Consider the following 21886-nt stretch of genomic DNA (forward strand, 5'->3'; position numbering starts at 1 on the left):
CGCCGTGGCCCGGCTGGGCTTCCCGCGCCAGGTCGGTGGCGCGGCCGGCACCCGGGCCGCGATGGCCGAGCTCGGCCGCGAGGTCGACCCCGAGGTGCCACGCTGGCACACCACCCGGGCGCCGATGACCCGCATCGGCGACGCCCTCGTCGGCTGCACCGACGCCTGCGCCCGGATCGCGAACGACGTGCTCACGATGTCGCGGCCCGAGATCGGCGAGCTCTCCGAGGGCGCCGGCGGCGGCTCGTCGACGATGCCCGGCAAGACCAACCCGGTGCTGTCGGTGCTCGTTCGCCGAGCCGCGCTCACCACGCCCCAGCTGGCCGCGACCCTGCACCTGGCGGCCGCCCAGCAGGTTGACGACCGCGCCGACGGAGGCTGGCACGCCGAGTGGGCGACGCTGCGCGACCTGGTCCGACGCACGCTGGTCGCGGTCTCCCAGACCGCCGACCTGGTCGGCGACCTCCGGGTGCACCCGGACCGGATGGCCGCCACGCTGGCCGCCGCCGGGGACGCGGTGCTCGCCGAGCAGCGCACGATGGCCGAGCTCGCGGGACACCCGCCCGGCCCGTCGTACCTCGGCGACGCCGGCAGCCACGTCGACCGCACGATCGCCCGCGCCCGCACGCTCCTGGAAGAGGACCGATGATCCCCACCGTCACCGGCGTCCGGATGACCCTCGCCCGCCACCGCGCCGAGCTGCCGCTGCTCGTGCTCGGCCCCTCGCTGGGCACCTCGGCCACGACGCTCTGGAGCGCCTGCGCCGCGCACCTGACCGACGCGTTCGACGTGCTCGCCTGGGACCTGCCCGGCCACGGGCACAACCGCCCGGTGGCCGACGAGGGGTTTGGCATGGACGAGCTCGCCGCGGGCGTCCTGCGCATCGTCGACGACGTGGCCGCCGAGCGCGGCGAGCCGCGCGGGTCGTTCTACTACGCCGGGGACTCGGTCGGCGGCGCGGTCGGGCTGCAGCTCCTGCTTGACGTACCCGACCGGCTCACGGCGGCCGCGCTGATGTGCACCGGGGCCAGGCTCGGCACGCGGGAGTCGTGGGCCGAGCGGGTGGCGCAGGTGCGGGCGTCGGGCACCTCGGGCCAGGTGTCGGCCGCCGCCGAGCGCTGGTTCGCCCCGTGCTTCCTCGACCGCGAGCCCGAGCGCGGCTCCGCCCTGCTCCACGCGCTCCAGGACGCCCTCGACGACGGCTACGTCCAGGTCTGCGAGGCGCTCGGCGGCTTCGACGCGCGCGACCGTCTCGGCGAGGTGACCGCGCCGGTCCTCGCGATCGCCGGGTCCGCCGACGTCGTGACCCCGCCGGCGATGCTCCGCGAGCTCGCCGACGGCGTCCGGCACGGCAGCTACGCCGAGCTCGAGGGCGTCGCCCACCTCGCGCCGGCCGAGGCGCCCGAGCAGGTGGCCCGGCTGCTGCGCCGACACCTCCTCGGCGAGGAGCCGCCCGTCGTGCACCCCGCCCCGACCGACGAGCGGTACGCCGCCGGGATGGCCGTCCGGCGCGAGGTGCTCGGCGACGAGCACGTCGACCGCGCGGTCGCGGGCACCACCGACCTCACTCGCGACTTCCAGGAGCTGATCACCCGCTACGCCTGGGGCGAGGTGTGGACCCGGCCGGGCCTTGACCGGCGTACCCGCTCGGTCGTGACCCTCACCGCGCTGGTCGCCCGCGGCCACCACGAGGAGCTCGCGATGCACCTGCGCGCCGCGCTGCGCAACGGGCTGAGCGTCGAGGAGATCCGGGAGGTGCTGCTGCAGACCGCGATCTACTGCGGCGTGCCGGACGCCAACACGGCGTTCCGGATCGCCCAGGAGGTGCTCGAGGAGGACTGAGCGTCGGTCGGTCGCAGGAGGTCATACGGAGGATGCGTCCTTGGAGCGTGACGACGTATGACGTCCTGCACCGAGCTCCAGGGTGGATCACTCACCGCCGGCCGGGTTCTGGCCCGTCACGATGCCCGCGATGACCTCCGCGACGTTGCCCACGGCCGGCGAGGTCTCCTCGCGGCGGCCGGCAAGCGCGAGGTCGATCGTGGGCGGGTCCGTCAGGGCGACGTACGACACGCCCTCGAGGCCGAGGCTGCGCACCGGCTCCGGCACGAGCGCCACCCCGAGGCCGGCGGCCACGAACACCACCATCGTGGCGGTCTCGGCGACCTCGACCAGCGACGCGGGCTCGAACCCGGCGTCCGCGCAGGCGCTCAGCACCCGCTCGTGGAGGGAGGACCGGTGACCCGACGGGTGCACGACGAACGCCTCGTCGGCCAGCTCCGCCAGGCGGATTCGTCGCCGGCCCGCGAGCGGGTGCACCGCCGGCAGCACCGCCACCAGGCGCTCGGAGCGCAGCGACCGCACCGTCAGCAGGCCGTCGGCGAGCGGGTCGGGTCGCAGCAGCCCGAGGTCGAAGGTGCCGTCGGCCAAGCCGGCGACCAGGCGCGGGCTGAGCACCTCGCCGCGCAGCTGCAGGTCGAGGTCGGGCAGTGCGCGGCGGACCTCCCGCGCGACGCGGGGCAGCACGTCGTACGTCGCCGTACCGACGAACCCGACCGACACCCGTCCGGCGCGGCCGGTCGCGAGCAGCGCCATGTCGTCCTGGGCGCGCTGGACACCGGCGACGATGCCGCGGGCGTGCTCCACGAACCGCCGACCGGCCTCGGTGAGCTCGACCCGGCGGGTGGTTCGCCGGAACAGCTCGATCCCGAGCTCGCGCTCGAGCTGCTTGACCTGCTGGGAGAGCGCCGGCTGCGCGACGTGCACCCGCGCGGCGGCGCGGCCGAAGTTCCGCTCCTCGGCGAGCGCGAGGACATAGCGCGCTTGCCGCAGCTCCATCCCGGCATCTTATCGACATCGATGATGAATCGAGCGGGAATGAGTATTGGACGCGATAGATGAGGGCACCTACCGTCGAGCCATGAGCTCAGCGTTCGTGTACGCCGCGGTCCGCACGCCGTTCGGCCGGTTCGGTGGCGCCTTGGCGGGCGTGCGCCCCGACGACCTCGCCGCCACCGCGGTGACCGGCCTGCTCGCGCAGGTGCCCGGCCTCGACCCGGCCGCCGTCGGCGACGTCGTGTGGGGCTGTGCCAACCAGGCGGGCGAGGACAATCGCAACGTCGGCCGGATGGCGGTGCTGCTGGCCGGGCTGCCGGTGTCGGTGCCCGCGGTCACCGTCAACCGGCTCTGCGGGTCGTCGCTCGACGCGGCGATCGCGGGGTCGCGCACGATCGAGTCCGGCGACGCCGACGTGGTGCTGACCGGGGGCGTGGAGTCGATGAGCCGGGCGCCGTGGGTGCTGCCCAAGCCCGACCGCGCCTACCCCGCGGGCAACCTCACCGCGGTCTCCACCACGCTCGGCTGGCGGCTGGTCAACGACCGGATGCCCGCCGAGTGGACGGTCGCGCTGGGCGAGGCCAACGAGCTGCTCGCCGAGCGCTTCGCGATCCCCCGGGAGCGACAGGACGAGTTCGCCGCCCGGTCCCACCGGCTGGCCGACGCGGCCTGGGATGCTGGGTTCTACGACGACCTCGTGGTGCCCGTCGACGGCGTCGACCTGGCCCGCGACGAGGGCATCCGCCCCGGCTCGACGCCCGAGAGGCTGGCCGGCCTCAAGCCGTCGTTCCGCCCGGACGGGACCATCACCCCCGGCAACGCCTCGCCGCTGAACGACGGCGCCTCCGCCGTGCTGCTCGGCTCGGAGGCCGCGGTCGCGACGATCGGGCGCGACCCGATCGCGCGGATCGCGGGCCGCGGCGTGAGCGCGATCGAGCCGCAGTGGTTCGGCTACGCGCCGGTCGAGGCCGCCGACCGGGCCCTGGCTCGGGCCGGCATCGGCTGGGGCGACGTCGCGGCGGTCGAGCTCAACGAGGCCTTCGCCGTCCAGTCCCTCGCGTGCGTGGACGCCTGGGCACAGCAGGGCCTGGACCCCGAGGTCGTGAACACCAAGGGCGGTGCCCTCGCGATCGGCCACCCCCTCGGTGCCTCCGGCGGCCGCGTCATCGGCACGCTGGCCGCGCGGCTGCGTGAGTCGGGCGAGCGCTGGGGCGTCGCCGCGATCTGCATCGGCGTGGGCCAGGCGCTCGCCGTGGTGCTCGAGAACCAGGAGGCCGCCACGTGACCGCCACGATCTGCGCCACGGCCGCCGAGGCGGTCGCCGGCATCGAGGACGGCGCGGTCGTGCTGGTGAGCGGCTTCGGCATGGCCGGCATGCCGGTCGAGCTCATCGAGGCGCTCATCGACCAGGGCGCCACCGACCTCACCGTGGTCTCGAACAACGCCGGCAACGGCGACACCGGACTCGCCGCGCTGCTGGCGACGGGCCGGGTGCGCAAGGTCGTCTGCTCGTTCCCGCGCCAGCACGACTCCTGGGTCTTCGACGGTCTCTACCGCGCCGGGCGGATCGAGCTCGAGCTGGTGCCGCAGGGCAACCTCGCCGAGCGGCTGCGCGCCGCCGGCGCCGGGATCGGTGCGTTCTTCACCCCCACGGGCGCCGGTACGCCGCTCGCCGAGGGCAAGGAGACCCGCGAGCTCGGGGGCCGCACCCACGTGCTGGAGCTCCCGATCCGGGGCGACGTCGCGCTGGTCGCGGCACACCGGGCCGACCGGATGGGCAACCTCGTCTACCGCAAGACCGCGCGCAACTTCGGGCCGGTGATGGCCGCAGCGGCCGGAACGACGATCGTCCAGGTGCGAGAGCTCGTCGACACCGGCGACCTCGACCCCGAGGCGGTCGTGACGCCCGGCATCTACGTCGACCGGGTGGTGGTCGCATGAGCCTGGGCGCCGGTCTCAGCAAGGCCGAGATGGCCGCCCTCGTCGCCCGCGACATCGCGCCCGGCTCCTACGTCAACCTTGGGATCGGCCAGCCCACGCTGGTCGCCGACCACCTCGCCCCGGGCTCGGGGGTGGTGCTGCACACCGAGAACGGCATGCTCAACATGGGCCCGGCCGCGACCGGCGACCAGATCGACCCCGACCTCACCAACGCCGGCAAGCTGCCGGTGACCGAGCTGCCGGGCGCGTCGTACTTCCACCAGGCCGACTCGTTCGCGATGATGCGCGGCGGTCACCTCGACGTCTGCGTCCTCGGCGCGTTCCAGGTCTCGGCCACGGGGGACCTCGCCAACTGGCACACCGGCGCACCCGACGCGATCCCCGCGGTCGGCGGCGCGATGGACCTCGCGACGGGCGCGAAGAGCGTGTTCGTGATGATGACGCTGTTCGCCAAGGACGGCTCGCCCAAGCTGGTGCCGCGGTGCACCTACCCGCTGACCGGGGTCGGGTGCGTCGACCGGCTCTACACCGACGTGGCGACGTTCGAGATCACGCCGGGTGGAGTCGTGGTGCGCGAGACGTTCGGCACGTCGTACGACGAGCTCGTCGGGCGCCTCGACGTGCCGCTGCTCAGGCGGTGAGGCCGCCGACGCTCTGCCAGCCGGTGTAGCCGGCGACCAGCACCAGCAGCAGCGCGAAGCCCAGGGCGAGCCCGCGGGCCGGCAGCCGGCCCGCGGCCTGCTTGCCGAGGACGGCGGCCACCATGGCGGCCAGGGCGAACGGCACGACCACGCCCCAGTCCACCGCGGGTCCGCCGACCCGGGACAGCAGCGAGGTCGCGGAGTTGAGCGCGACGATCAGCAGCGACGTGCCGACCGCGGGCTGCATCGGGAGCCCCAGGACGAGCACGAGCGCCGGCACCACAACGAAGCCGCCGCCGACACCGAAGAACCCGGTCAGCAGGCCGACGAGGAGCGCGGTGACGACGACGGTCACCGGCGACACCCGGCTCGGTGCGGCGGTCTGCGGGCGCGTGAGGGTCGCGACCGAGCCCGGCGTCGACGACCCGTGGTCCGGGTGCCGGTCCTCCGCGGGCTCCCCACGGTCGGGTCGCCGGCGGACCCGGTCGGCGATCATGGCGGCCGCCGCGGCGAGCATCAGCGCCGAGAAGCCGAGCATCAGCAGGTGCTCGTCGACGCGGTGGTTCAGGACGCTTCCGGCCCAGGTCGCGGGGAGCCCGATCAGGCCGAACGCGAGGCCCAGTCGCCAGCGGACCTGCCGGGTGCGCACGTAGGACGCGACGCCGGTGACCGCGGAGAGGCCCACGATCACCAGGCTGCCCGTGGTCGCCGCCTGGGCCGGCTGGTCGAGCAGGTAGACGAGGGCCGGCACCGTCAGGACCGCACCCCCGCCGCCGAGGCCGCCGAGGACCAGGCCGATCACCAGGCCGAGCAGGACGGCCTCGAGGGCGATCATCGGACCCAGCCGGGCTCACCGTCGTCGGTGACCAGGGCGAGGCCGGCCCGCTGCCATGCGGTCACACCGCCGGCCAGGTTGACCACGTCGTACCCGTGCGCGGCCAGCGCGGCCGCGGCCGTCCCGGAGCGGTTGCCGGAGCGGCACACGGCCACCACGGGGACGTCGCGGGGGATGCCGGTGGGGTCGAGGGCACCCAGCGGGACGTGCACCGACCCGCGGATGTGCCCGGCCCGCCACTCGTCGGGCTCGCGCACGTCGAGCAGCAGCGCGCCGTCTCGTGCGAGCTCGAGGGCCCGGGCGGGGCCGACCTCGTCGACGCGGGGGTGGTGCCGTCCGAACCTCATCGCGACCTCCTCGTGCCGGTGCTGCTGGTGCTGCCCGTCGTGCCGGTGCCGCCGGTCACGCTGGCCTCCATCCAGTGCGGGCGGGTGAGGTCGGTCATCAGGCTGAACCGGTCGCCGCGCACGATGGTCTGCCGCCACTCGACGGGCTGGCCGCGCAGCTCGCCGACCCGGTCGATGGCCAGCGCCGCCGTCCGGTCGGGGATGCCGAGCAGCACCCGCTCGGCCGTGGTCGGGACGACGGCGCGGATCTGCTCGTGGCCCCCGGTGAGCCGGACCCCGCAGCGGTCGCGCAGCTCGCCGTACAGCGAGGTGCGGGTGAAGTCGACGTCCAGGAGCGGAGCCGCGATGCGGGCGGGGAGCCAGACCCGGTCCATCGCGAGCGGCTCGTCGTCGACCAGCCGGATGCGCTCGAGGTAGATCAGCGGCGTCGACTCCTCCAGGCCCAGCCGGGTGGCGACGGTGCCGTCGGCCCGGGCGTCCAGGCTGCGCACGATGCTGCGCTGGCTGCGGCCGGCAGCCTGGACGGAGGCGAACAGGCTGTAGAGGCTGCCCTGGGGCTGGGTGATCTCGGTCTCGACCACCCGCGGGGCGCGGCCCCGCCCGGCCTCGACCAGGCCGGAGGCGCGCAGCTGGCGCAGCGCCTCGCGCACCGTGCTGCGGCTCACGCCGTACTGCGCGACCAGCGCCATCTCGCCGGGGAAGGAGTCGGCGAACTCACCGCTGCGCAGCCGGCGCTCGACGTCGGCGTGGACCTGGGCCCACAGCGGCAGTGCGCTGCGCCGGTCGACCGGGTTGAGCCGGGACGGGTCGGGAGCCATCTGTCCTCCTCTCGGGGCGGCCGGAGCGGCCCGCGGGTTGTGCGGACCGGGATGGCGACCTACCGTGAAATGTACGTACATTCGTACGCCCCTGCAAACCGGACGGCCCCGACCAGGACGAGGAGGGCTCATGCTCCAGGTGGAGGTACTCGAGACCAGCGAGCTGGGCGACCGCAGCTACGTCGCCCACGACGGGTCGACCGCGATCGTGGTCGACCCGCAGCGCGACATCGACCGGGTCGAGCAGGTCCTCGCCGACCGCGGCCTGAGCTGCGCGGCGGTGCTGGAGACGCACATCCACAACGACTACGTCACCGGCGGCGTCGAGCTGGCCCGCCGGACCGGCGCCGACTACCTGGTCAGCGCCGACGACCCGGTGCGGTTCGACCGGGTGCCGGTCCGCGACGGCGACCGGCGGTCCTACGGCACGCTGAGCGTGTCGGCCCTGCACACCCCCGGGCACACCGACACCCACCTGTCCTACCTCGTGGAGGACGGGTCGCCGTCGTCCCCGGGCGCCGTGTTCACCGGCGGGTCGCTGCTCTACGGGTCGGTGGGACGCACCGACCTCGTCGACGAGACCCGCACCGAGGACCTCACCCGCGCCCAGTTCCACTCCGCGCGCCGGCTCGCCGAGCTGCCCGGCGACGTCGAGGTCTACCCGACCCACGGCTTCGGCAGCTTCTGCTCCTCCGGCTCGGCGAGCGGGGGCGAGTCGTCGACGATCGCGGAGGAGCGCGAGCGCAACGACGCGCTGACCGCGACCGACGAGGACTCGTTCGTGGAGATGCTGATCGCGAACCTCACGGCGTACCCCGCCTACTACGCGCACATGGCCACCCGGAACCTCAGTGGTCCGGGGCCGGTCGACCTCAGCGCCCCGACCGCCGTCGACGCCGCGCAGCTGCGCAAGCGGATCGAGGCCGAGGAGTGGGTCGTCGACCTGCGCAACCGGACCGCCTACGCCGGCCGGCATCTCGTCGGGTCGGTCGGCATCGAGCTCGACACGCAGTTCGCCACCTACGTCGGCTGGCTGATCCCCTGGGGGACCGAGCTGACCCTCATCGGGGAGACCGCCGAGCAGGTCACCGCCGCCCAGCGCCAGCTGGTGCGGATCGGCATCGACCGGCCCGACGGGGCGGCCGTGGGGCCGGTGGACGAGCTGGCCGAGCGCGCCGACCAGCTCGGGCGGTACGCCGTCGCCTCGTTCGCCGACCTGGCCCGTCTCGACGACGCCCAGCGGCACGAGCTCGTCGTGCTCGACACCCGCCGCGACGACGAGCGCAGCCAGTCGTCGGTGCGCGACTCGCTGCACATCCCGATCCACGAGCTGCTCGACCGGCTCGGCGAGCTGCCCGACCGGCCGGTGTGGGTCCACTGTGCCACCGGCTACCGGGCGTCCATCGCGGCCAGCCTGCTCGCCCGGAGCGGGCACGAGGTCACGCTGGTCGACGACGAGTTCGAGAAGGCCGGGGAGCTCGGCCTGACCTGATCCCGGCCGGCCGGCATGGCTCGCCGCCGGGTGTCAGACTGGCGCCATGCCGGCTCACTCCCTGCGCCACCTGACGTCTCCCGTGATCGACGCCGCGCAGCGGGTCGGGTCCACCGCGCCGGCGCCGGCCCGCGTGACGCTGGCCGGCACCGGTCTGCCGCTGGTCGGCTCAGCCCGGGTGTACGTCTGCGGGATCACGCCGTACGACGTCACCCACCTCGGCCACGCGGCGACGTTCGTGTGGGCCGACCTCCTCGCCTCGGTGCTCGACGGCACCGGCGTCGACGTCGCGACCTGCCGCAACGTCACGGACGTCGACGACGTGCTGCTCGACGCCGCCGCCCGTCGCGGCAGCCACTTCGACGAGCTCGCGGTCACCCAGGAGGCGGTCTTCGACCACTCGATGCGGGCGCTGCGGGTCGCCACCCCGGCCCACCAGCCGCGCGCTCGGCACTACGTCGACGCGGTCGTCCAGCTCGCCCAGGTGCTGCTCGACCGGGGAGCCGCCTACGAGCGCGACGGGACCGTGTGGTTCCGCGGCAGCGGCGCCACCGCCGGCCTCGACCGGGACCGGGCGCTCGCGCTCTCGGCGGCGTACGGCGACCACCCCGACGACCCGGCCAAGGACGACCCGTTCGACGTCGCGGTCTGGCGACCCTCCGACGACCAGCAGCCGGCGTGGCCGAGCCCGTGGGGCTGGGGCCGCCCGGGCTGGCACGCTGAGTGCGCCGCCATGGCGCTGGCCGTGCACGGGCCGAGCGTCGACGTGCTGGTCGGCGGCGACGACCTGGTGTTCCCCCACCACGCCTACCAGGTGGCGATGGCCGAGGCGGCCAGCGGCGTCACGCCGTTCGCGCGCGCCCAGCTGCACGTCGGGGAGGTCCGCATCGGCGGGGCCAAGATGGCCAAGTCGACGGGCAACCTCGTCCTCGTCGACGACCTGCTCGAGCGCGTTCCCGCGGCCGCGCTGCGCCTGCACCTGCTGCACCGCCGCTACGACCAGCCGTGGGACTTCGCGACGGCCGCGCTCGACGACGCGCAGGCGCTGCTGGAGTCGCTGTACGCCGCCGCGGCCCGGCCGGGCCGCGGCGACCCGGCCGCCCCGGCCGAGGCGCTGCGGGCCGACCTCGACGTGCCCGCCGCCGTGGCCGTCGCGCTCGACCAGGGCGGCGAGTCCGCCCGGCGGCTGATCAGCCTGCTGCGCCTGGGGTAGGCCGTGGACGGTACTCCCTGACGATCGGGCCCCGTGGGAACGCTCCCACGGGGCCCGATCGTCAGGGACTACCCGACAGTGGGGTCACGGAGCGGCCGCGAGGGCGGCGGAGTCGAGGGGGATCGTCGGGTACATCGGCGGCTCGTCCTTGGGGGTGAGCGCGGTGGGCCCGTAGATCCAGTCGGTGAACGTGTAGTCGTGGGGGTCGCGGGCCCGCAGGATCGCGTTGCGCTGCAGGCGCTGCTCGCCGTCGAGATGCCACAGCTCGCCCCATGCCCGCGCCGTGGTCAGCACCCGGCGGCAGTGCTCGGGCCGCACCGCGTCGTACGCCGCCAGGGCAGCCACCCAGCCGACGGCTCCGTCCGCGGAGCGCTGTCGGGCGACGTGCTCGGCGAGCACCCAGCCGTCCTCGATCGCCATCACCGCGCCCTGCGCCATGTACTGCAGCGGGGGATGGGCCGCATCGCCGAGCAGCGCGATCCGGCCGTGCACCCAGGTCATCACCGGGTCGCGGTCGAACATCCGCCACCAGCGGTCCCGCCACATCAGCGGGATCCCGGCGCGCACCTCGTCGGCGGTCGCCGCGAACGCGGCGTCGAGCTCGTCGGGCGTGCCCCACTCCTCGACGCCCGCCAGCGCCTTGGGCGACTCGAACACCGCGACCTGGTTGAGCATCTCCCCGCCGCGCAGCCCGTAGTGCACGAAGTGGCACCGCGGCCCGACGTGGACGACGACCTCGGAGAGGTCGACCGGCCGACCGACGTCGGCGATCGGCACCGCGGCGCGGTAGGCGACGTACGACGAGCTCACCGGCTCGTCCTGGACGAGCAGGCGCCGGGCGACGGAGTGCAGGCCGTCGGCGGCGATCACGACCGTCGCCTCCTCGACGCGCCCGTCGGCGAGCTCGACCCGCGCACCAACGCCGGTGTCGGCGTAGCCCACGACCCGTTGGTCGGTGAGCAGCTCGACACCGGCCCGCCGGCACGCGCGCAGGAAGATCCCGTGCAGGTCGCTGCGGTGGATCACCATGTAGGGGAAGCCGTAGGTCCGCTCCAGGTCGACCAGGTCGAGCCGGGTGAGCTCCTCACCGTCCACGGCGTCGCGCATCACCATCGCCTCCGGCACCACGCCGAGCGCCTTGGCCTCGTCGAGCAGTCCGTACTCGTCGAGGATCCGGGTGCAGTTGGGCGCGATCTGCAGCCCCGCTCCCACCTCACCGACGCCCTGCCGGGCCAGCGCGTACGCCGCGCTCAGCCCGCCGATCCCGCCGCCGACCACGATCACGTCAGCGACGTCAGGGATGTCAGGGATGTCGCTCACAGCCATGCCTCCAGCTCCGGTGCGTCGATCAGGTGGTGCGGGCGGCCGGTCAGCCACGCCGCGCGTTCGGCCAGCGGTCCCGCCACGTCCGGGACGTCGCCGCGCTTGGCGACCACGTCGGTGCAGAGCGCCTCGAGGAAGTCCTCGGGGAGGTCGTCGAAGGTGATCCCCAGGCCCAGGTCGACCGCATGAACGCAGACCTCGCGGGCCCGCAGCCACGGGACGTCGGTGGCCGGCACGGTCCGGCCCTGCGCGGTGACGACCTCGTTCGCCCACTGGTCGTCGGTGAGCGAGCCCATCGCCGCCTCCAACCGGGCGGCCGAGTCGTGGACCCAGGCGTCCAGGTCGGCGTCCGGCAGCCGGATCCCGCGCTCGATGCCGGCCGCGCGCTCCGCGGGGGAGGCGTACATGGGCGTCGGGATGCCGGTTGCGGCCCAGGTGACGAGGTTCCGCAGCGCGTCGGCGTTCGCGGCGACGTGGGCGGCGAGGTGCCGCCGCGTCCACCCCGGCAGCAGGCTGTCGCCGTGGTAGTCGACGGCGTCGAGGAACAGCTTGGTGCCCTCGGCGGTCCAGAGCCGGGCGTTCACTCCTTCACCACCGCGTTGCTGCAGGCGCCCAGGCCCTCGACCTCGGTCACGACGGTCTCGCCCCCCACCAGGTAGACCTTCGGGTCGCGGGCGTGCCCGACGCCGGCCGGCGTGCCGGTGGCGATCAGGTCGCCGGGGTTGAGGCGGATGATCGTCGAGACGTACTGCACCAGGTGCACCGGGTCGAAGAGCAGCGTCCCGGTGTCGTCCTGCTGCATGACCTGTCCGTCGACGGTGGTCCGCACCTGGAGCGCCGGGCGTACGCCGCCGGGCAGCTCGTCGGGCGTCACGACGTACGGCCCGACCGGCGTGGAGGAGTCCCAGATCTTGCCCTGGGTCCACTCGACCGTGCGGAACTGCCAGTCGCGCACGGAGACGTCGTTCATCACCGTGAAGCCCGCGATCGCATCGGCGGCCTCCTGCTCGGTCGCCCGGCGCACCGGCTTGCCGATCACGATCGTGAGCTCGACCTCCCAGTCCAGGGCGTCGGTCTCGGCCGGCTTGGCGATGTCGTCGTATGCACCGATGAGGGAGTCGGCGAACTTCGGGAACAGCGTCGGGTACGCCGGCAGCTCGCGCCCCATCTCCTGGATGTGGTTGCGGTAGTTGTGCCCGACGCAGATCACCTTCGAGGGGTGCGGCACGACCGGGGCGAAGTCGGCGCCCTCGGCGGGATGGGTCTCTCCGCCGGACACCTCCGGGGAGCCGGCGGCCAGGTAGGCGCCCACGTCGGCGTAGCCGAGGTCGACGAGCGTGTCGCCCTCGAGGCGGACCGCCCGGGTGCCGTCGGTGGTGCGGATGGTGGCGAGCTTCATCAGATCAGATGTCCTTGCTGGTCGGGTGCTGGGTCCGGTGGAGCCGGAGGGCTTCGAAGACGGGTGCGTCGGAGAAGCGGAAGAGATCGAGGGCCCCGGAGTCGGAGTCGGTCGCACCGGCCTCGGACCGGACCGAGAAGGGCTCCCACGACGGCACCACGAACAGGTCGCCGCGCGCCACCGTCCAGGTGTGGTCGCCGACCGTGACCGTGCCGGAGCCGTCGAAGACCTGGTAGACCGACGAGCCGGTCTCACGCACCGGTTCGGTCTCGGCGCCGCGGACGACGCGGTGCATCTCGGCGCGGATCGTGGGCAGCACGTCGGCCGCGGTGGCCGGGTCGGAGAACCGCACGGCGGCGTGGCCGGGCCCCACGGTGCCGCCGTACCCCTCGGCCTCGAGGGCCAGCTGGTCGGCCAGGGCGCGGTCGGTGAACTCCCAGCGGTAGGCCAGCAGCGGCGAGCCCGGCGCGGTGGCGCCGACCGACAACGGCCGCAGGCCGGGATGGCCCCAGAGCCGCTCCGAGCGCGAACGGTCGGGCGTGGCCCGCTCCGCGTCGCTGATCTCGTCGCGGCCGAACTCGAAGAACTGCGCCTCGGTGAGGTACTGCAGCGGGATGTCGAGGCCGTCGATCCACGCCATCGGCGCCGCGGTGGCGTTGTGGTGGGCGTGCCAGTTCCAGCCGGCCTGTGGCAGGAAGTCGCCGCGGCGCATCGGGACCGGGTCGCCGCCGACGACCGTCCACACGCCCTCGCCCTCGACGACGAAGCGGAACGCGTGCTGGGTGTGGCGGTGCTCGGGGGCGTCCTCGCCGGGCATGAGGTACTGGATCGCGGCCCACAGCGTCGGCGTCGCGAAGGGGCGGCCGCCCAGTGCGGGGTTGGCGAGCGCGATCGCCCGGCGCTCGCCACCGCGGCCGACCGGCACGATGTCGCCGGCCTGCGCGGCCAGCGCGCGCAGCGCGTCCCAGCGCCACAGGTGCGGCACCGCGCGCGAGCGCGGGTGGGCGGGCATCAGGTCGCCGATCTCGGTCCACAGCGGGACGAGGAGCTCCTGCTCGAAGCCGCGGTAGAGCTCCTCGAGGGCGGGCGTGACGTCGGGCTGGTCGGGCGCGCTCTCGGCGACGATCCGGACCGGTGAGTCGCTCTCGGGTGTGGATGTGGTCGTGGTCATGGTCTCTCCTCGGAGGGGACGGGGGTCAGTGCGCGAGCTCGCCGACGACCGCGCGGGTCGAGGCGGGCCGGGTGGCCAGGTGGGTGACGAGCAGCAGTACGGCGGAGGCGGCCGCGGCACCCGCGAACAGCAGGAAGTTGGAGCCGACGCCGAAGCCCGCGCCGAGCAGCCAGCCGCCGAGCTGGGGCGCGGCGACCGCGCCGATCCGGCCCGCGCCGAGGGCGAACCCGAGGGAGGCGCCGCGCAGCTGGGCGGGGTAGTGGGTCGCGACCGCGGAGATGATCAGGCACTGGGTGCCGTGCGTGCCGACGCCGGCGAGGATCAGCGCGGCGTACACCAGCGTCACCGACGACGGGTAGGTCACCAGGAAGGCCAGGCCGGCGGCGGCCGCGGCCGCGGCGCCGACCGCGCTCGGGAGGGGGCCGACGCGGGTGGCCGCCCAGGCGGTCACCACCGATCCGGCGACGGCGCCCAGGTTGAGGGCCAGCAGGAACGTCAGCGGGTTGCTGCCGAGGTCGAAGCGCTCGTCGCCGGCCATCAGCTTCGGCAGCCACGTGCCCAAGCCGTACCACGCGAGCAGGGTGGCGATCGAGGCGAGCGCGAACAGCACGGTGGCGCCGGCGAACGGCGGGCGCAGCAGCGTGCGCAGTCCCGGCCGGTGGTGGCTCGCGGTGTGCGGCAGGCCGGCGACGCCGAAGCGCCGTTCGACGTCGGTCGCCTCGGTGTCGCGGCCGTGCGCCCGCAGCCAGCTCGGCGACTCGGGCAGCAGTGCCACGACCAGGACCAGGAGGACGACGCCGCTGAAGGCGAAGGCGTACATCGACTGCCAGCCGAGGGCGGGGATCGCGCGGATGCCGATCAGGGCCGCGAGCGAGCCGCCGATCGGGACGCCCGACATCATCACGGTCGAGACCACGGAGCGCCGCCGCGCGGTGACGAACTCCGAGGTCAGCGCGTTGGCCGAGGGCACCAGGCCGCCGAGCCCGACACCGGCCAGGAAGCGCAGCATCCCGAACGCCTCGGGCGACGGAGCGATGCTGCACAGGCCGGTGAAGGCGGTGAACCAGGCGACGCAGCCGATGATCGTGCGGCGGCGTCCGAGCCGGTCGGCCAGACTGCCGGCGGTCAGGGCGCCGACGAGCATGCCCACGAACGCGAGGCTGCCGATCGTGCCCGCCGTACCCGGGGTGAGGCCCCAGCCCGGCTCGGCCAGCAGCGCGGGGATCGTGGTTCCGTAAACGATCAGGTCGTAGCCGTCGAAGACCACGATCAGCCAGCACAGCACGATCACCGTGGTCGCCGAGCGCCGGCGGGTCGGCTGGGCCACCGAGGTAGGAGCGGGAGTGGTTGTGGTCATGGTCACAACGGTCCGGGTGTATCGTCAGGAAGAACAGAAGATTCTGGACAGCAGAATCCTTGTCGAGAGGTCTGGCATGGCCCAGGACATGAAGGCGCCCCCGGCGTACGCCGTCACCAGCGTCGACCACGCCCTGCGGATCGCGGCGATGCTGCAGCTCGAGGGGTCGCTGACGGTGGCCGAGGTCGCCGACCGGCTGGGGGTGGCTCGGTCGACCGCGCACCGGCTGCTGCAGATGCTGGTCTACCGCGACTTCGCCGTGCAGGACGAGCGGCACGCCTACCACCCCGGCCCGGTGCTGGAGCTGGCGGCGCACTCGCGCTCGGCCACGTCCGAGCTGCGGGCCGCCGCCCTGCCGCACCTCCAGCACCTGGTCGACACCGTGCAGGAGTCGGCCAACGTCAGCATCCGCACCGGCGACACGACCCGCTTCATCGCCAGCGTCGAGTGCACCCAGGCGCTGCGGGTCGGCTCCCGCGAGGGCATGGTGTTCCCCGCGCACCAGACGACCGCCGGGCTGATCCTCCTCGCGGAGCTGCCTGCCGAGGAGCTGGCCGCGCTCTACGCCGACGAGCGGGAGCTGCGCCGTGTCCGCACCGAGCTGGCGCGGGTGCGGCGGTCGGGTTTCGCGGTCAACCAGGGTCGTTCGGAGAAGGGTGTCGTCGCCGTGGGGGTGCCGGTCCGCGACGGCACCGGGGACGTCGTGGCCGGCCTCTCTGTCTCGATGCCGAGCACCCGCTACGACCGCCACCATCTGCCGACCTTGGTCGCCACCCTGCAGGCCGCCGCCCGGGCCATCGAGGCCGACCTGGCCGGCTGACTCGGACCGCGGTGGTGGTTTCGAGGCTCGCTTCGCTCGCACCTCAACCACCGCGTGTCGCGCGCCGCAGTCGGTGGTTCGGGCCTCGAAGTGACGAGCCTCGAATCCACCGTCAGCCCTCCGTGAACGGCAGCACCAGCCGCGAGGGGTGCGCGGCGTCGCGGTAGACCTTGTGGGTGACCGGGCGGCCGACCGGCAGGTGGAAGGCGTCGGGCGGCAGGAGTGCGTTGTGCTCGTCGGCGAGCGGCTCGTCGTTGGACAGCTCGACGACCAGCCGGTGGCCGGGCAGGAACGTCGCGGCGAAGGGGTAGATCCGCAGCACGTACTCCTCGATCACCCCCGGCTCGACCGGCACCGCGCGGGTGTGCGGGTGCACCGGGTCGCCGTACGACGAGCGCTCCTCGTCGAGCTCGCGGTGCGAGGCCTTGAGGTAGGCGGTGGTGATCAGCTGCCGCCCCCCGCCCGGCGCCTCGTCCCAGAACCGGAGGATCAGGTTGGTGTCGGGCTGGTCGATCTCGACGAACAGGTGGGCTGCGCCGGTGCCGATCATCTCGGTCGGCTCGGTGAAGGGGTCGGTGCTCCAGCTGATGATCTCGACGCGGTCGGTCACGGTGAGCGGCGCTTGGTAGAACCCGTCGGGGGCGGCGTGCTCGACCCCCATCGTCTCGGGCTCCGGGGAGAGCTTGCGCCGCGGGCGCAGGAAGAGCTCGCGGTGCTCGACCGGCTTGGGCGGCCAGGTGTCGCCGGTGACGTAGGTCCTCGAGCCCTCGACGTGGACCTCGACCGTGGGCTCGTCCAGCACACCGTTGTCGATGCCCTTGAGCCAGTAGTCGTACCAGCGGAACATCTTGTCGTGCTCCTCGACGAAGGGGCGCGACTGCATGGGCGGGTAGGGGCCGATCGAGAGGCGCTTGTGCTCGCTCGGGATCGCGTGGAAGAGCTCGATGGTGCCGTCCAGCGTCCAGCCGCGGCCCTGGTCGAGCTGGAGCCAGACCGGGATGTCGATGCTGCGGGCCAGGTTGACCGGGTTGCGCTCCTCGTACCACTCGCCGTCGACCTCGTTCATGACGATGTCGAACCAGGCCTCGTGGTTCTTGGGGTAGTGCAGGACATGCACGAGGTTCGGCCACGCGGCGACGTCGGGGTCGGCCAACCGGGCGGCGACCTTCTCGCGGAGCTCCTCGGGTGAGCAGGTCTCGAGCATCCGCGACTTCACGCCATCGGTGAACGCCCAGCCGGAGTCGCCGCCGCGGCCCTCGCGGGCGGCGCGCGGCATGAACCACATGACGCCGCCGTGGTAGGTCGTCTCGTAGAAGTCGTAGTGGCCGCCGGAGACGAAGATCGCCTTGAGGGAGGGCGGCCGCTCGGCGGCCGCGAGGATCTGCATCGAGCCGAAGTAGGAGATGCCGATCATGCCGACGTTGCCGTCGCACCACGGCTGCGCCGCCACCCACTCGATGACGTCGTAGGCGTCCTGCCCCAGCGGCACGCCGCCGGCGTTGTAGTTGCCGATGTGCTCCCCTCCGGAGGCGCCCGACCCGCGCAGGTCGCCGATCACGTGTGCGTAGTCCTCTGCCACCACGCGCGCGATGTCGCCGGCCTCGATGCAGCCGTCCCACATCGGTGAGGGCCGGCGCTGCGGCGGTGTGGTCAGCGCGAGCGCCTGCAGCTCCTTGCCGTACGGCGAGAGCGCCACCAGTGCGGGCCGCGGCCTGTCCTCGGTGCCGTGGTAGACGTCGGCGGCCAGCGTGACGCCGTCGCGCATCGGCACCCGGAGGTCCTTGCGCACCGCGATCTTGTCGGTGCCCGCCTCGATGATCCGGACGTCAGTCATGGGTTGCTCCTTGCCTGGTGCGCGTGGCGTAGCCGTGCATGGTCGTGAAGAACGGCGACGGTTCGAGCGTCGGGTCGCCGGTGTAGCCGAGCTCGGCGGCGGCGCTCTCGAAGGGTGAGTACGGCGAGTCCGACCTCGTCGCGACGCTGTCCGCGACGGCCGCGCGGACCTCGGCCTCGCGCTCGAGGCTGGCCGCGAGCGCCTCGCGGGCGCCGGCCGCGTCGAGCGCGACCGGGAACGGGGTCCCGTCCGCCCGGCGGTAGGGGTGGCCGAGGTAGAGGTGGTCGGGCTCGAGGGCGGCGATCCGCTCGAGCGATACCCGGTAGGCGTCGGGGTCCTCATACCCCGGGAAGCCGCTGGCGGCGCCGTAGCCCTGGGCCGCGTCGCCGACGAACACGTGGCCGTCGACGACGTACGCGACCGCGCCGCGGGTGTGCCCGGGCAGACTCACGACCCGCGCGGAGACCCCGCCGAGGTCCAGCACGTCGCCGTCCTCGACGACGAGCGACGGCTCCATCTCGCCCGAGATCGCCTCGAGCGCCTCGGCGCTCTTCGCGGCCTCGAGCGCGGCGGCGTCGACGAACGGGCCGCGCAGCGCGAGCGCCTCGTCGACGTGGGCACGGCGCGACCGCAGGAAGTGGGCGTCGGTCGCGGAGACGACCACCTTCGCCCGCCGGCCGGTGGCCTCCCAGAGGGCGTGCGCCCCGCCGACGTGGTCGATGTGGCCGTGGGTGAGCAGGATCCACCGCACGTCCTCGATGCGGCGCCCGAGCCGCTCCAGCGCCTCGGGGACGCCGGCCGCTGACGCCGCCACGCCGGTGTCGACGATCGCCGGCTCGGGGGCGTCGACGAAGAAACTGTAGAGCGCGAAGCGGCCCCACGGAGCCGCGATCGGGTGGACCTCGACGCTCATCCCAGGAAGCCCGCGATCTCGTCGTACACCCGGTGGAACTCGGGCAGCGAGCCCTGGTGCTGGACGAACCCGTGCCCGGCCCCGGCGTAGCGGCTCACCGTCGCGTGGACGCCGGCCTCGCGCAACCGCGCGGCGTAGAGCTCGCCCTCGTCGCGCAGCGGGTCGAGCTCGGCGGTGACGACGAGCGCCGGCGGCAGTCCGGACAGGTCGGCGCGCTTGATCGGCGAGACCCGGGGGTCGGCGGGGTCGGCGCCGCTGTCGACGTAGAAGGCGTTGAACGGCTTGAGGGCGGCGGTCTCCAGGCCGTGGCCGACGGCGTTCTCGCGGAGCGAGGGGTAGCGGTCCTCGTCGAAGTCGAGGTCGAGCGAGGGGTAGAGCAGCACCTGGTGCGTGACGCCGCCGAGCCCGTCGTCATGGGCCATCGCGGCGAGGGTCGCGACGAAGTTGCCGCCCGAGCTGTCGCCGACCAGCGCGACGGTGTCGCCGGCCCCGAGCACGTGGCGCACGACGGCGTAGCAGTCGTCGAGCCCGGCGGGGTACGCCGCCTCGGGGGCGCGCCGGTAGCCGACCGAGACCACGGTCCGCCCGGTCGCCACGGCCAGCTCGCGGGCCACGTGGTCGTGGGTCTCGAGGCTGCCGAGGAAGAACGCGCCGCCGTGGACGTAGACGATGACGCCGTCCGCCGGCTCGGGGACCGGGAGGTACACGCGCACCGGCACGCCGGCGTACGCCGTGTCCTGTACGGCGTGCACGGGCAGCCGGTCCTCGTGCGGCGCGACGTGCGCCTCCTCGTCGGCGCGCAGCACCGCGGGGTCGATCGTCAGCAACTCAGGCTCCCGTCGTCGCGGCGACCTGGCCGGGCTTCTGCCCGGGGAAGACCTCGTCGAGCTCGTCCTCGGTCCAGCCGTGGCGGGAGATCCGCTGCAGCTCGTCGGTGACCGGTTTGCGGGTGGCCTGGAACGACGCGAGCGCCTCGGTGACCGAGCCCGCCGCGGCGAGGGTGTCCGCGAGCGCACCGGCGTCGAGGATCGCGGAGTTGGCGCCCTGGCCCTGGTGGTGGCACATCGCGTGCGCGGCGTCGCCGATGAGCACGACCGAGTCCGAGTGCCAGGTGTCGACCGGGTCGATGTCGTAGACCGCGCGCACGTTGACGGTCGCCATGTCGAGGGCCTCGGTCATCTTCACGATCCGCTCGTCGAAGCCCTCGACGGTCGCGAGGACGTCGGCCTTGGTGATCGCCGGCGCCCAGGTGGCGTCGGGGCTGAGCGCGGTGATGTCGAAGGAGACCTGGCCGCGGTGGAGCAGCGGGAGCAGGTAGACCTTGGTGCCGCGGCCGATGAACATCCGCAGGTCGCCGTCGTCGGTCATGCCGAACGTGTCCGCGACGTCGATGACGGCGCGGTAGGCGTGCTCGCCGGCGAACACCGGCTGCGCCTGGCTGAACAGCTGCTCGCGGACCAGCGACTTGATGCCGTCCGCGCCGACCACGAGGTCGGCGGTGGCGGTCTCACCGTTGGCGAAGGTGAGGGTGGCGCCGGCGCCGGTGTCGACGACCTTCTCGAGCCGGTGGCCCAGCTTGACCATGCCCGCGGGCAGGACGCCGACCAGGGCCTCGATGAAGTCGCCGCGGTGGATCAGGTGCGTGGTCTCGCCGTACGCCGCCTTCTCCGGCCACTCCTCGCGGGCGATCGGGTGGTCGTCGGCGGTGCGGATCGCGAACGCGTCGCTGGCCGAGCTGACGGCCTTGATGGCCTCGCCGATGCCCCACCGGTTGAACTGGTCCATCGAGGAGGGGCGCAGGCCGATGCCGGCGCCGACCTCGCGGATCTCGGAGGCCTGCTCGTAGACGGTGACGCGGGCGCCGAGGTCGCTCAGCGCCTTGGCGGCGGCGGCTCCGGCGTAGCCGGCTCCGACGATGGCGATGTCGAGGTTGGTGACGTCCATGGTGGTCTCGCTTCAGCTCGGGGAGGTCGTGGGGGACGGGGTCTGCAGGGAGAGGAAGGCGGCGGGGAGGTCGACGAAGATCCGGGTGATGGTGTCGTCGTCGACACCGGCCTCGCGCAGGGCGGGGATGAGGACCTCGAAGAGGTAGTTGACGGTGTGGCCCTTGACGCCGGGCCAGCCGAGCGGGCTGCAGTTGGCGTCGGCCGAGGCGAGCACGCTGTCGACGCGCCCGCCCTGCACGTAGCGCAGGAAGTGGTCGAGCCGCTCCTGGCGGGGCCGGCCCCAGAACGGCGGGTCCGGCAGCTCGAGGTCGTAGCCGAAGGTGTCGAAGCCGATCCGGCCGCCCTGGTCGGCGATCCAGGTGTCGCGCACCTTGCCCTGGCTGACGCCGTCGTCGGCGTGGCCGAAGAGCACCCGGTGGAGCGGCAGGCCCTCGTCGTGGAAGACCTCGATGGCCGGCTCGACGTCGACCGCGAGGTGGGTGAAGATCGGCACGCCGGTGGCCAGCGCCGCCCGGGCCGCGGCCCGGTAGATGCGCAGGTCGAGCTCCTTCATCTTGAAGCCCCGGCTCACTCCGACCTTGATGATCCCGGCCTTCGCGCCGGTGCCGGCGATGCCGACGGTGATCTCGTGGAGGAACTGGTCGGTGAGGTAGTCCACGCTGGCCCGCTCGAAGAACGGCAGTGCGGTGTCGCCGCCGACGAACCCGGTCGAGGCGACGATGTGCACCCCGGTCTTCTCCGAGAGCGACTGGTAGTAGGGGATGTCGCGGCCGTTGCAGATGCCGGTGGCGTCGACGAACGTCGCGGCGCCGTAGGGCTTGCAGTTCTCGTGGAAGGCCCGCAGCTTGGGGACGGTCTCCTCGTAGCGCTGCTCGGGGGACTTCCACCAGCGGGTGTCCAGCTCGGAGCCGGGCATCCCGTAGCCGATGTGCTCGTGGACGGCGACGAAGCCGAGCTCCTCGCTCGGGATCGGGCCGAGGACGGTGTTGACGCGGGCCATC

22 protein-coding genes are annotated in these 21886 nt (G+C 73.7%); 8 read left to right on the forward strand and 14 right to left on the reverse strand.

Annotation, left to right across the window (positions count from 1 at the left end; genetic code table 11):
* Together QQZ14_RS12235 and pcaDC are read left to right on the forward strand one after the other, a co-directional pair.
* Positions 1-649, forward strand: a 649-nt coding sequence (locus QQZ14_RS12235; RefSeq protein ID WP_284534598.1) for a lyase family protein, incomplete at its 5' end; no start/stop codon positions are given.
* Complete coding sequence (gene pcaDC, locus QQZ14_RS12240) at positions 646-1842, forward strand: bifunctional 3-oxoadipate enol-lactonase/4-carboxymuconolactone decarboxylase PcaDC (RefSeq protein ID WP_284534599.1); 1197 nt, start codon at positions 646-648, stop codon at positions 1840-1842. The genes QQZ14_RS12235 and pcaDC, both read left to right, overlap by 4 nt.
* 87 nt (positions 1843-1929) lie before the next feature.
* Here the strand turns inward: pcaDC and QQZ14_RS12245 are convergent, their stop codons facing one another.
* Complete coding sequence (locus QQZ14_RS12245; RefSeq protein WP_284534600.1) at positions 1930-2838, reverse strand: LysR family transcriptional regulator; 909 nt, start codon at positions 2836-2838, stop codon at positions 1930-1932.
* Between the two features lie 82 nt (positions 2839-2920).
* Between QQZ14_RS12245 and QQZ14_RS12250 the strand changes: the two genes are divergently transcribed.
* From QQZ14_RS12250 to QQZ14_RS12260, 3 genes are read left to right on the forward strand one after another with little or no spacing between them, the layout of a single operon-like run.
* On the forward strand, positions 2921-4120 hold the full coding sequence (locus tag QQZ14_RS12250; RefSeq protein ID WP_284534601.1) for a thiolase family protein: 1200 nt from the start codon (positions 2921-2923) through the stop codon (positions 4118-4120).
* On the forward strand, positions 4117-4776 hold the full coding sequence (locus QQZ14_RS12255; RefSeq protein ID WP_284534602.1) for a 3-oxoacid CoA-transferase subunit A: 660 nt from the start codon (positions 4117-4119) through the stop codon (positions 4774-4776). Before QQZ14_RS12250 ends, QQZ14_RS12255 begins: the two co-directional genes overlap by 4 nt.
* The gene (locus QQZ14_RS12260; RefSeq protein ID WP_284534603.1) at positions 4773-5417 is read left to right on the forward strand and encodes a 3-oxoacid CoA-transferase subunit B; all 645 of its coding nucleotides are present in this window, start codon (positions 4773-4775) and stop codon (positions 5415-5417) included. The genes QQZ14_RS12255 and QQZ14_RS12260 overlap by 4 nt, the downstream gene beginning before the upstream one ends.
* On the opposite strand, the gene QQZ14_RS12265 is transcribed toward QQZ14_RS12260, so the two are convergent.
* From QQZ14_RS12265 to QQZ14_RS12275, 3 genes are read right to left on the reverse strand one after another with little or no spacing between them, the layout of a single operon-like run.
* On the reverse strand, positions 5407-6252 hold the full coding sequence (locus tag QQZ14_RS12265; protein ID WP_284534604.1) for a sulfite exporter TauE/SafE family protein: 846 nt from the start codon (positions 6250-6252) through the stop codon (positions 5407-5409). The genes QQZ14_RS12260 and QQZ14_RS12265 overlap by 11 nt on opposite strands.
* Complete coding sequence (locus QQZ14_RS12270) at positions 6249-6599, reverse strand: rhodanese-like domain-containing protein (protein ID WP_284534605.1); 351 nt, start codon at positions 6597-6599, stop codon at positions 6249-6251. The genes QQZ14_RS12265 and QQZ14_RS12270 overlap by 4 nt, the downstream gene beginning before the upstream one ends.
* The gene (locus QQZ14_RS12275) at positions 6596-7417 is read right to left on the reverse strand and encodes a GntR family transcriptional regulator (protein ID WP_284534606.1); all 822 of its coding nucleotides are present in this window, start codon (positions 7415-7417) and stop codon (positions 6596-6598) included. The genes QQZ14_RS12270 and QQZ14_RS12275 overlap by 4 nt, the downstream gene beginning before the upstream one ends.
* 130 nt (positions 7418-7547) lie before the next feature.
* Here QQZ14_RS12275 and QQZ14_RS12280 point away from each other — a divergent pair, with 130 nt between their 5' ends.
* The gene (locus QQZ14_RS12280) at positions 7548-8909 is read left to right on the forward strand and encodes an MBL fold metallo-hydrolase (protein ID WP_284534607.1); all 1362 of its coding nucleotides are present in this window, start codon (positions 7548-7550) and stop codon (positions 8907-8909) included.
* A gap of 46 nt (positions 8910-8955) precedes the next feature.
* Complete coding sequence (locus tag QQZ14_RS12285; protein WP_284534608.1) at positions 8956-10122, forward strand: cysteine--tRNA ligase; 1167 nt, start codon at positions 8956-8958, stop codon at positions 10120-10122.
* A gap of 84 nt (positions 10123-10206) precedes the next feature.
* Here the strand turns inward: QQZ14_RS12285 and QQZ14_RS12290 are convergent, their stop codons facing one another.
* From QQZ14_RS12290 to QQZ14_RS12310, 5 genes are read right to left on the reverse strand one after another with little or no spacing between them, the layout of a single operon-like run.
* The gene (locus QQZ14_RS12290; protein ID WP_284534609.1) at positions 10207-11442 is read right to left on the reverse strand and encodes an FAD-dependent monooxygenase; all 1236 of its coding nucleotides are present in this window, start codon (positions 11440-11442) and stop codon (positions 10207-10209) included.
* On the reverse strand, positions 11439-12029 hold the full coding sequence (locus QQZ14_RS12295) for a maleylpyruvate isomerase N-terminal domain-containing protein (protein WP_284534610.1): 591 nt from the start codon (positions 12027-12029) through the stop codon (positions 11439-11441). Before QQZ14_RS12295 ends, QQZ14_RS12290 begins: the two co-directional genes overlap by 4 nt.
* Positions 12026-12844 (reverse strand): fumarylacetoacetate hydrolase family protein, encoded by an 819-nt coding sequence (locus QQZ14_RS12300; protein ID WP_284534611.1) that lies wholly within the window; start codon positions 12842-12844, stop codon positions 12026-12028. Before QQZ14_RS12300 ends, QQZ14_RS12295 begins: the two co-directional genes overlap by 4 nt.
* 4 nt (positions 12845-12848) lie before the next feature.
* Positions 12849-14015 (reverse strand): cupin domain-containing protein, encoded by a 1167-nt coding sequence (locus tag QQZ14_RS12305; protein ID WP_284534612.1) that lies wholly within the window; start codon positions 14013-14015, stop codon positions 12849-12851.
* A gap of 25 nt (positions 14016-14040) precedes the next feature.
* Complete coding sequence (locus QQZ14_RS12310) at positions 14041-15372, reverse strand: MFS transporter (protein WP_284534613.1); 1332 nt, start codon at positions 15370-15372, stop codon at positions 14041-14043.
* Between the two features lie 76 nt (positions 15373-15448).
* Between QQZ14_RS12310 and QQZ14_RS12315 the strand changes: the two genes are divergently transcribed.
* Positions 15449-16192 carry an IclR family transcriptional regulator gene (locus QQZ14_RS12315; RefSeq protein ID WP_284534614.1) on the forward strand — a complete coding sequence of 248 codons (744 nt, stop codon included), beginning with the start codon at positions 15449-15451 and terminating at the stop codon, positions 16190-16192.
* Positions 16193-16304: 112 nt separating this feature from the next.
* Here QQZ14_RS12315 and QQZ14_RS12320 read toward each other — a convergent pair whose 3' ends face one another.
* The 5 genes from QQZ14_RS12320 to QQZ14_RS12340 are packed head-to-tail and all read right to left on the reverse strand — an operon-like array spanning position 16305 to position 21885.
* Positions 16305-18026, reverse strand: a complete 1722-nt coding sequence (locus QQZ14_RS12320) for a CocE/NonD family hydrolase (protein ID WP_284534615.1) — start codon at positions 18024-18026, stop codon at positions 16305-16307.
* Positions 18019-18939, reverse strand: coding sequence for an MBL fold metallo-hydrolase (locus QQZ14_RS12325; RefSeq protein WP_284534616.1), 921 nt, complete (start codon positions 18937-18939; stop codon positions 18019-18021). The genes QQZ14_RS12320 and QQZ14_RS12325 overlap by 8 nt, the downstream gene beginning before the upstream one ends.
* A complete protein-coding gene (locus tag QQZ14_RS12330) occupies positions 18936-19766 on the reverse strand; it encodes an alpha/beta hydrolase (protein ID WP_284534617.1) in 831 nt (276 codons plus the stop codon). The genes QQZ14_RS12325 and QQZ14_RS12330 overlap by 4 nt, the downstream gene beginning before the upstream one ends.
* 1 nt (position 19767) lies before the next feature.
* Complete coding sequence (locus QQZ14_RS12335; protein WP_284534618.1) at positions 19768-20883, reverse strand: FAD-dependent oxidoreductase; 1116 nt, start codon at positions 20881-20883, stop codon at positions 19768-19770.
* A gap of 12 nt (positions 20884-20895) precedes the next feature.
* Positions 20896-21885, reverse strand: a complete 990-nt coding sequence (locus QQZ14_RS12340; RefSeq protein WP_284534619.1) for a phosphotriesterase family protein — start codon at positions 21883-21885, stop codon at positions 20896-20898.
* Position 21886: the final 1 nt, after the last annotated feature.

Source organism: Nocardioides sp. T2.26MG-1 (genome assembly GCF_950101795.1).
Lineage (GTDB): Bacteria > Actinomycetota > Actinomycetes > Propionibacteriales > Nocardioidaceae > Nocardioides.

Coding starts and splice junctions, on each gene's coding strand:
- pcaDC (WP_284534599.1), top strand. CDS start 646: ATGATCCCCACCGTCACCGGCGTCCGGATGACCCTCGCCCGCCACCGC.
- QQZ14_RS12245 (WP_284534600.1), bottom strand. CDS start 2,838: ATGGAGCTGCGGCAAGCGCGCTATGTCCTCGCGCTCGCCGAGGAGCGG.
- QQZ14_RS12250 (WP_284534601.1), top strand. CDS start 2,921: ATGAGCTCAGCGTTCGTGTACGCCGCGGTCCGCACGCCGTTCGGCCGG.
- QQZ14_RS12260 (WP_284534603.1), top strand. CDS start 4,773: ATGAGCCTGGGCGCCGGTCTCAGCAAGGCCGAGATGGCCGCCCTCGTC.
- QQZ14_RS12265 (WP_284534604.1), bottom strand. CDS start 6,252: ATGATCGCCCTCGAGGCCGTCCTGCTCGGCCTGGTGATCGGCCTGGTC.
- QQZ14_RS12270 (WP_284534605.1), bottom strand. CDS start 6,599: ATGAGGTTCGGACGGCACCACCCCCGCGTCGACGAGGTCGGCCCCGCC.
- QQZ14_RS12275 (WP_284534606.1), bottom strand. CDS start 7,417: ATGGCTCCCGACCCGTCCCGGCTCAACCCGGTCGACCGGCGCAGCGCA.
- QQZ14_RS12280 (WP_284534607.1), top strand. CDS start 7,548: ATGCTCCAGGTGGAGGTACTCGAGACCAGCGAGCTGGGCGACCGCAGC.
- QQZ14_RS12285 (WP_284534608.1), top strand. CDS start 8,956: ATGCCGGCTCACTCCCTGCGCCACCTGACGTCTCCCGTGATCGACGCC.
- QQZ14_RS12300 (WP_284534611.1), bottom strand. CDS start 12,844: ATGAAGCTCGCCACCATCCGCACCACCGACGGCACCCGGGCGGTCCGC.
- QQZ14_RS12305 (WP_284534612.1), bottom strand. CDS start 14,015: ATGACCACGACCACATCCACACCCGAGAGCGACTCACCGGTCCGGATC.
- QQZ14_RS12310 (WP_284534613.1), bottom strand. CDS start 15,372: ATGACCACAACCACTCCCGCTCCTACCTCGGTGGCCCAGCCGACCCGC.
- QQZ14_RS12315 (WP_284534614.1), top strand. CDS start 15,449: ATGGCCCAGGACATGAAGGCGCCCCCGGCGTACGCCGTCACCAGCGTC.
- QQZ14_RS12320 (WP_284534615.1), bottom strand. CDS start 18,026: ATGACTGACGTCCGGATCATCGAGGCGGGCACCGACAAGATCGCGGTG.
- QQZ14_RS12325 (WP_284534616.1), bottom strand. CDS start 18,939: ATGAGCGTCGAGGTCCACCCGATCGCGGCTCCGTGGGGCCGCTTCGCG.
- QQZ14_RS12335 (WP_284534618.1), bottom strand. CDS start 20,883: ATGGACGTCACCAACCTCGACATCGCCATCGTCGGAGCCGGCTACGCC.
- QQZ14_RS12340 (WP_284534619.1), bottom strand. CDS start 21,885: ATGGCCCGCGTCAACACCGTCCTCGGCCCGATCCCGAGCGAGGAGCTC.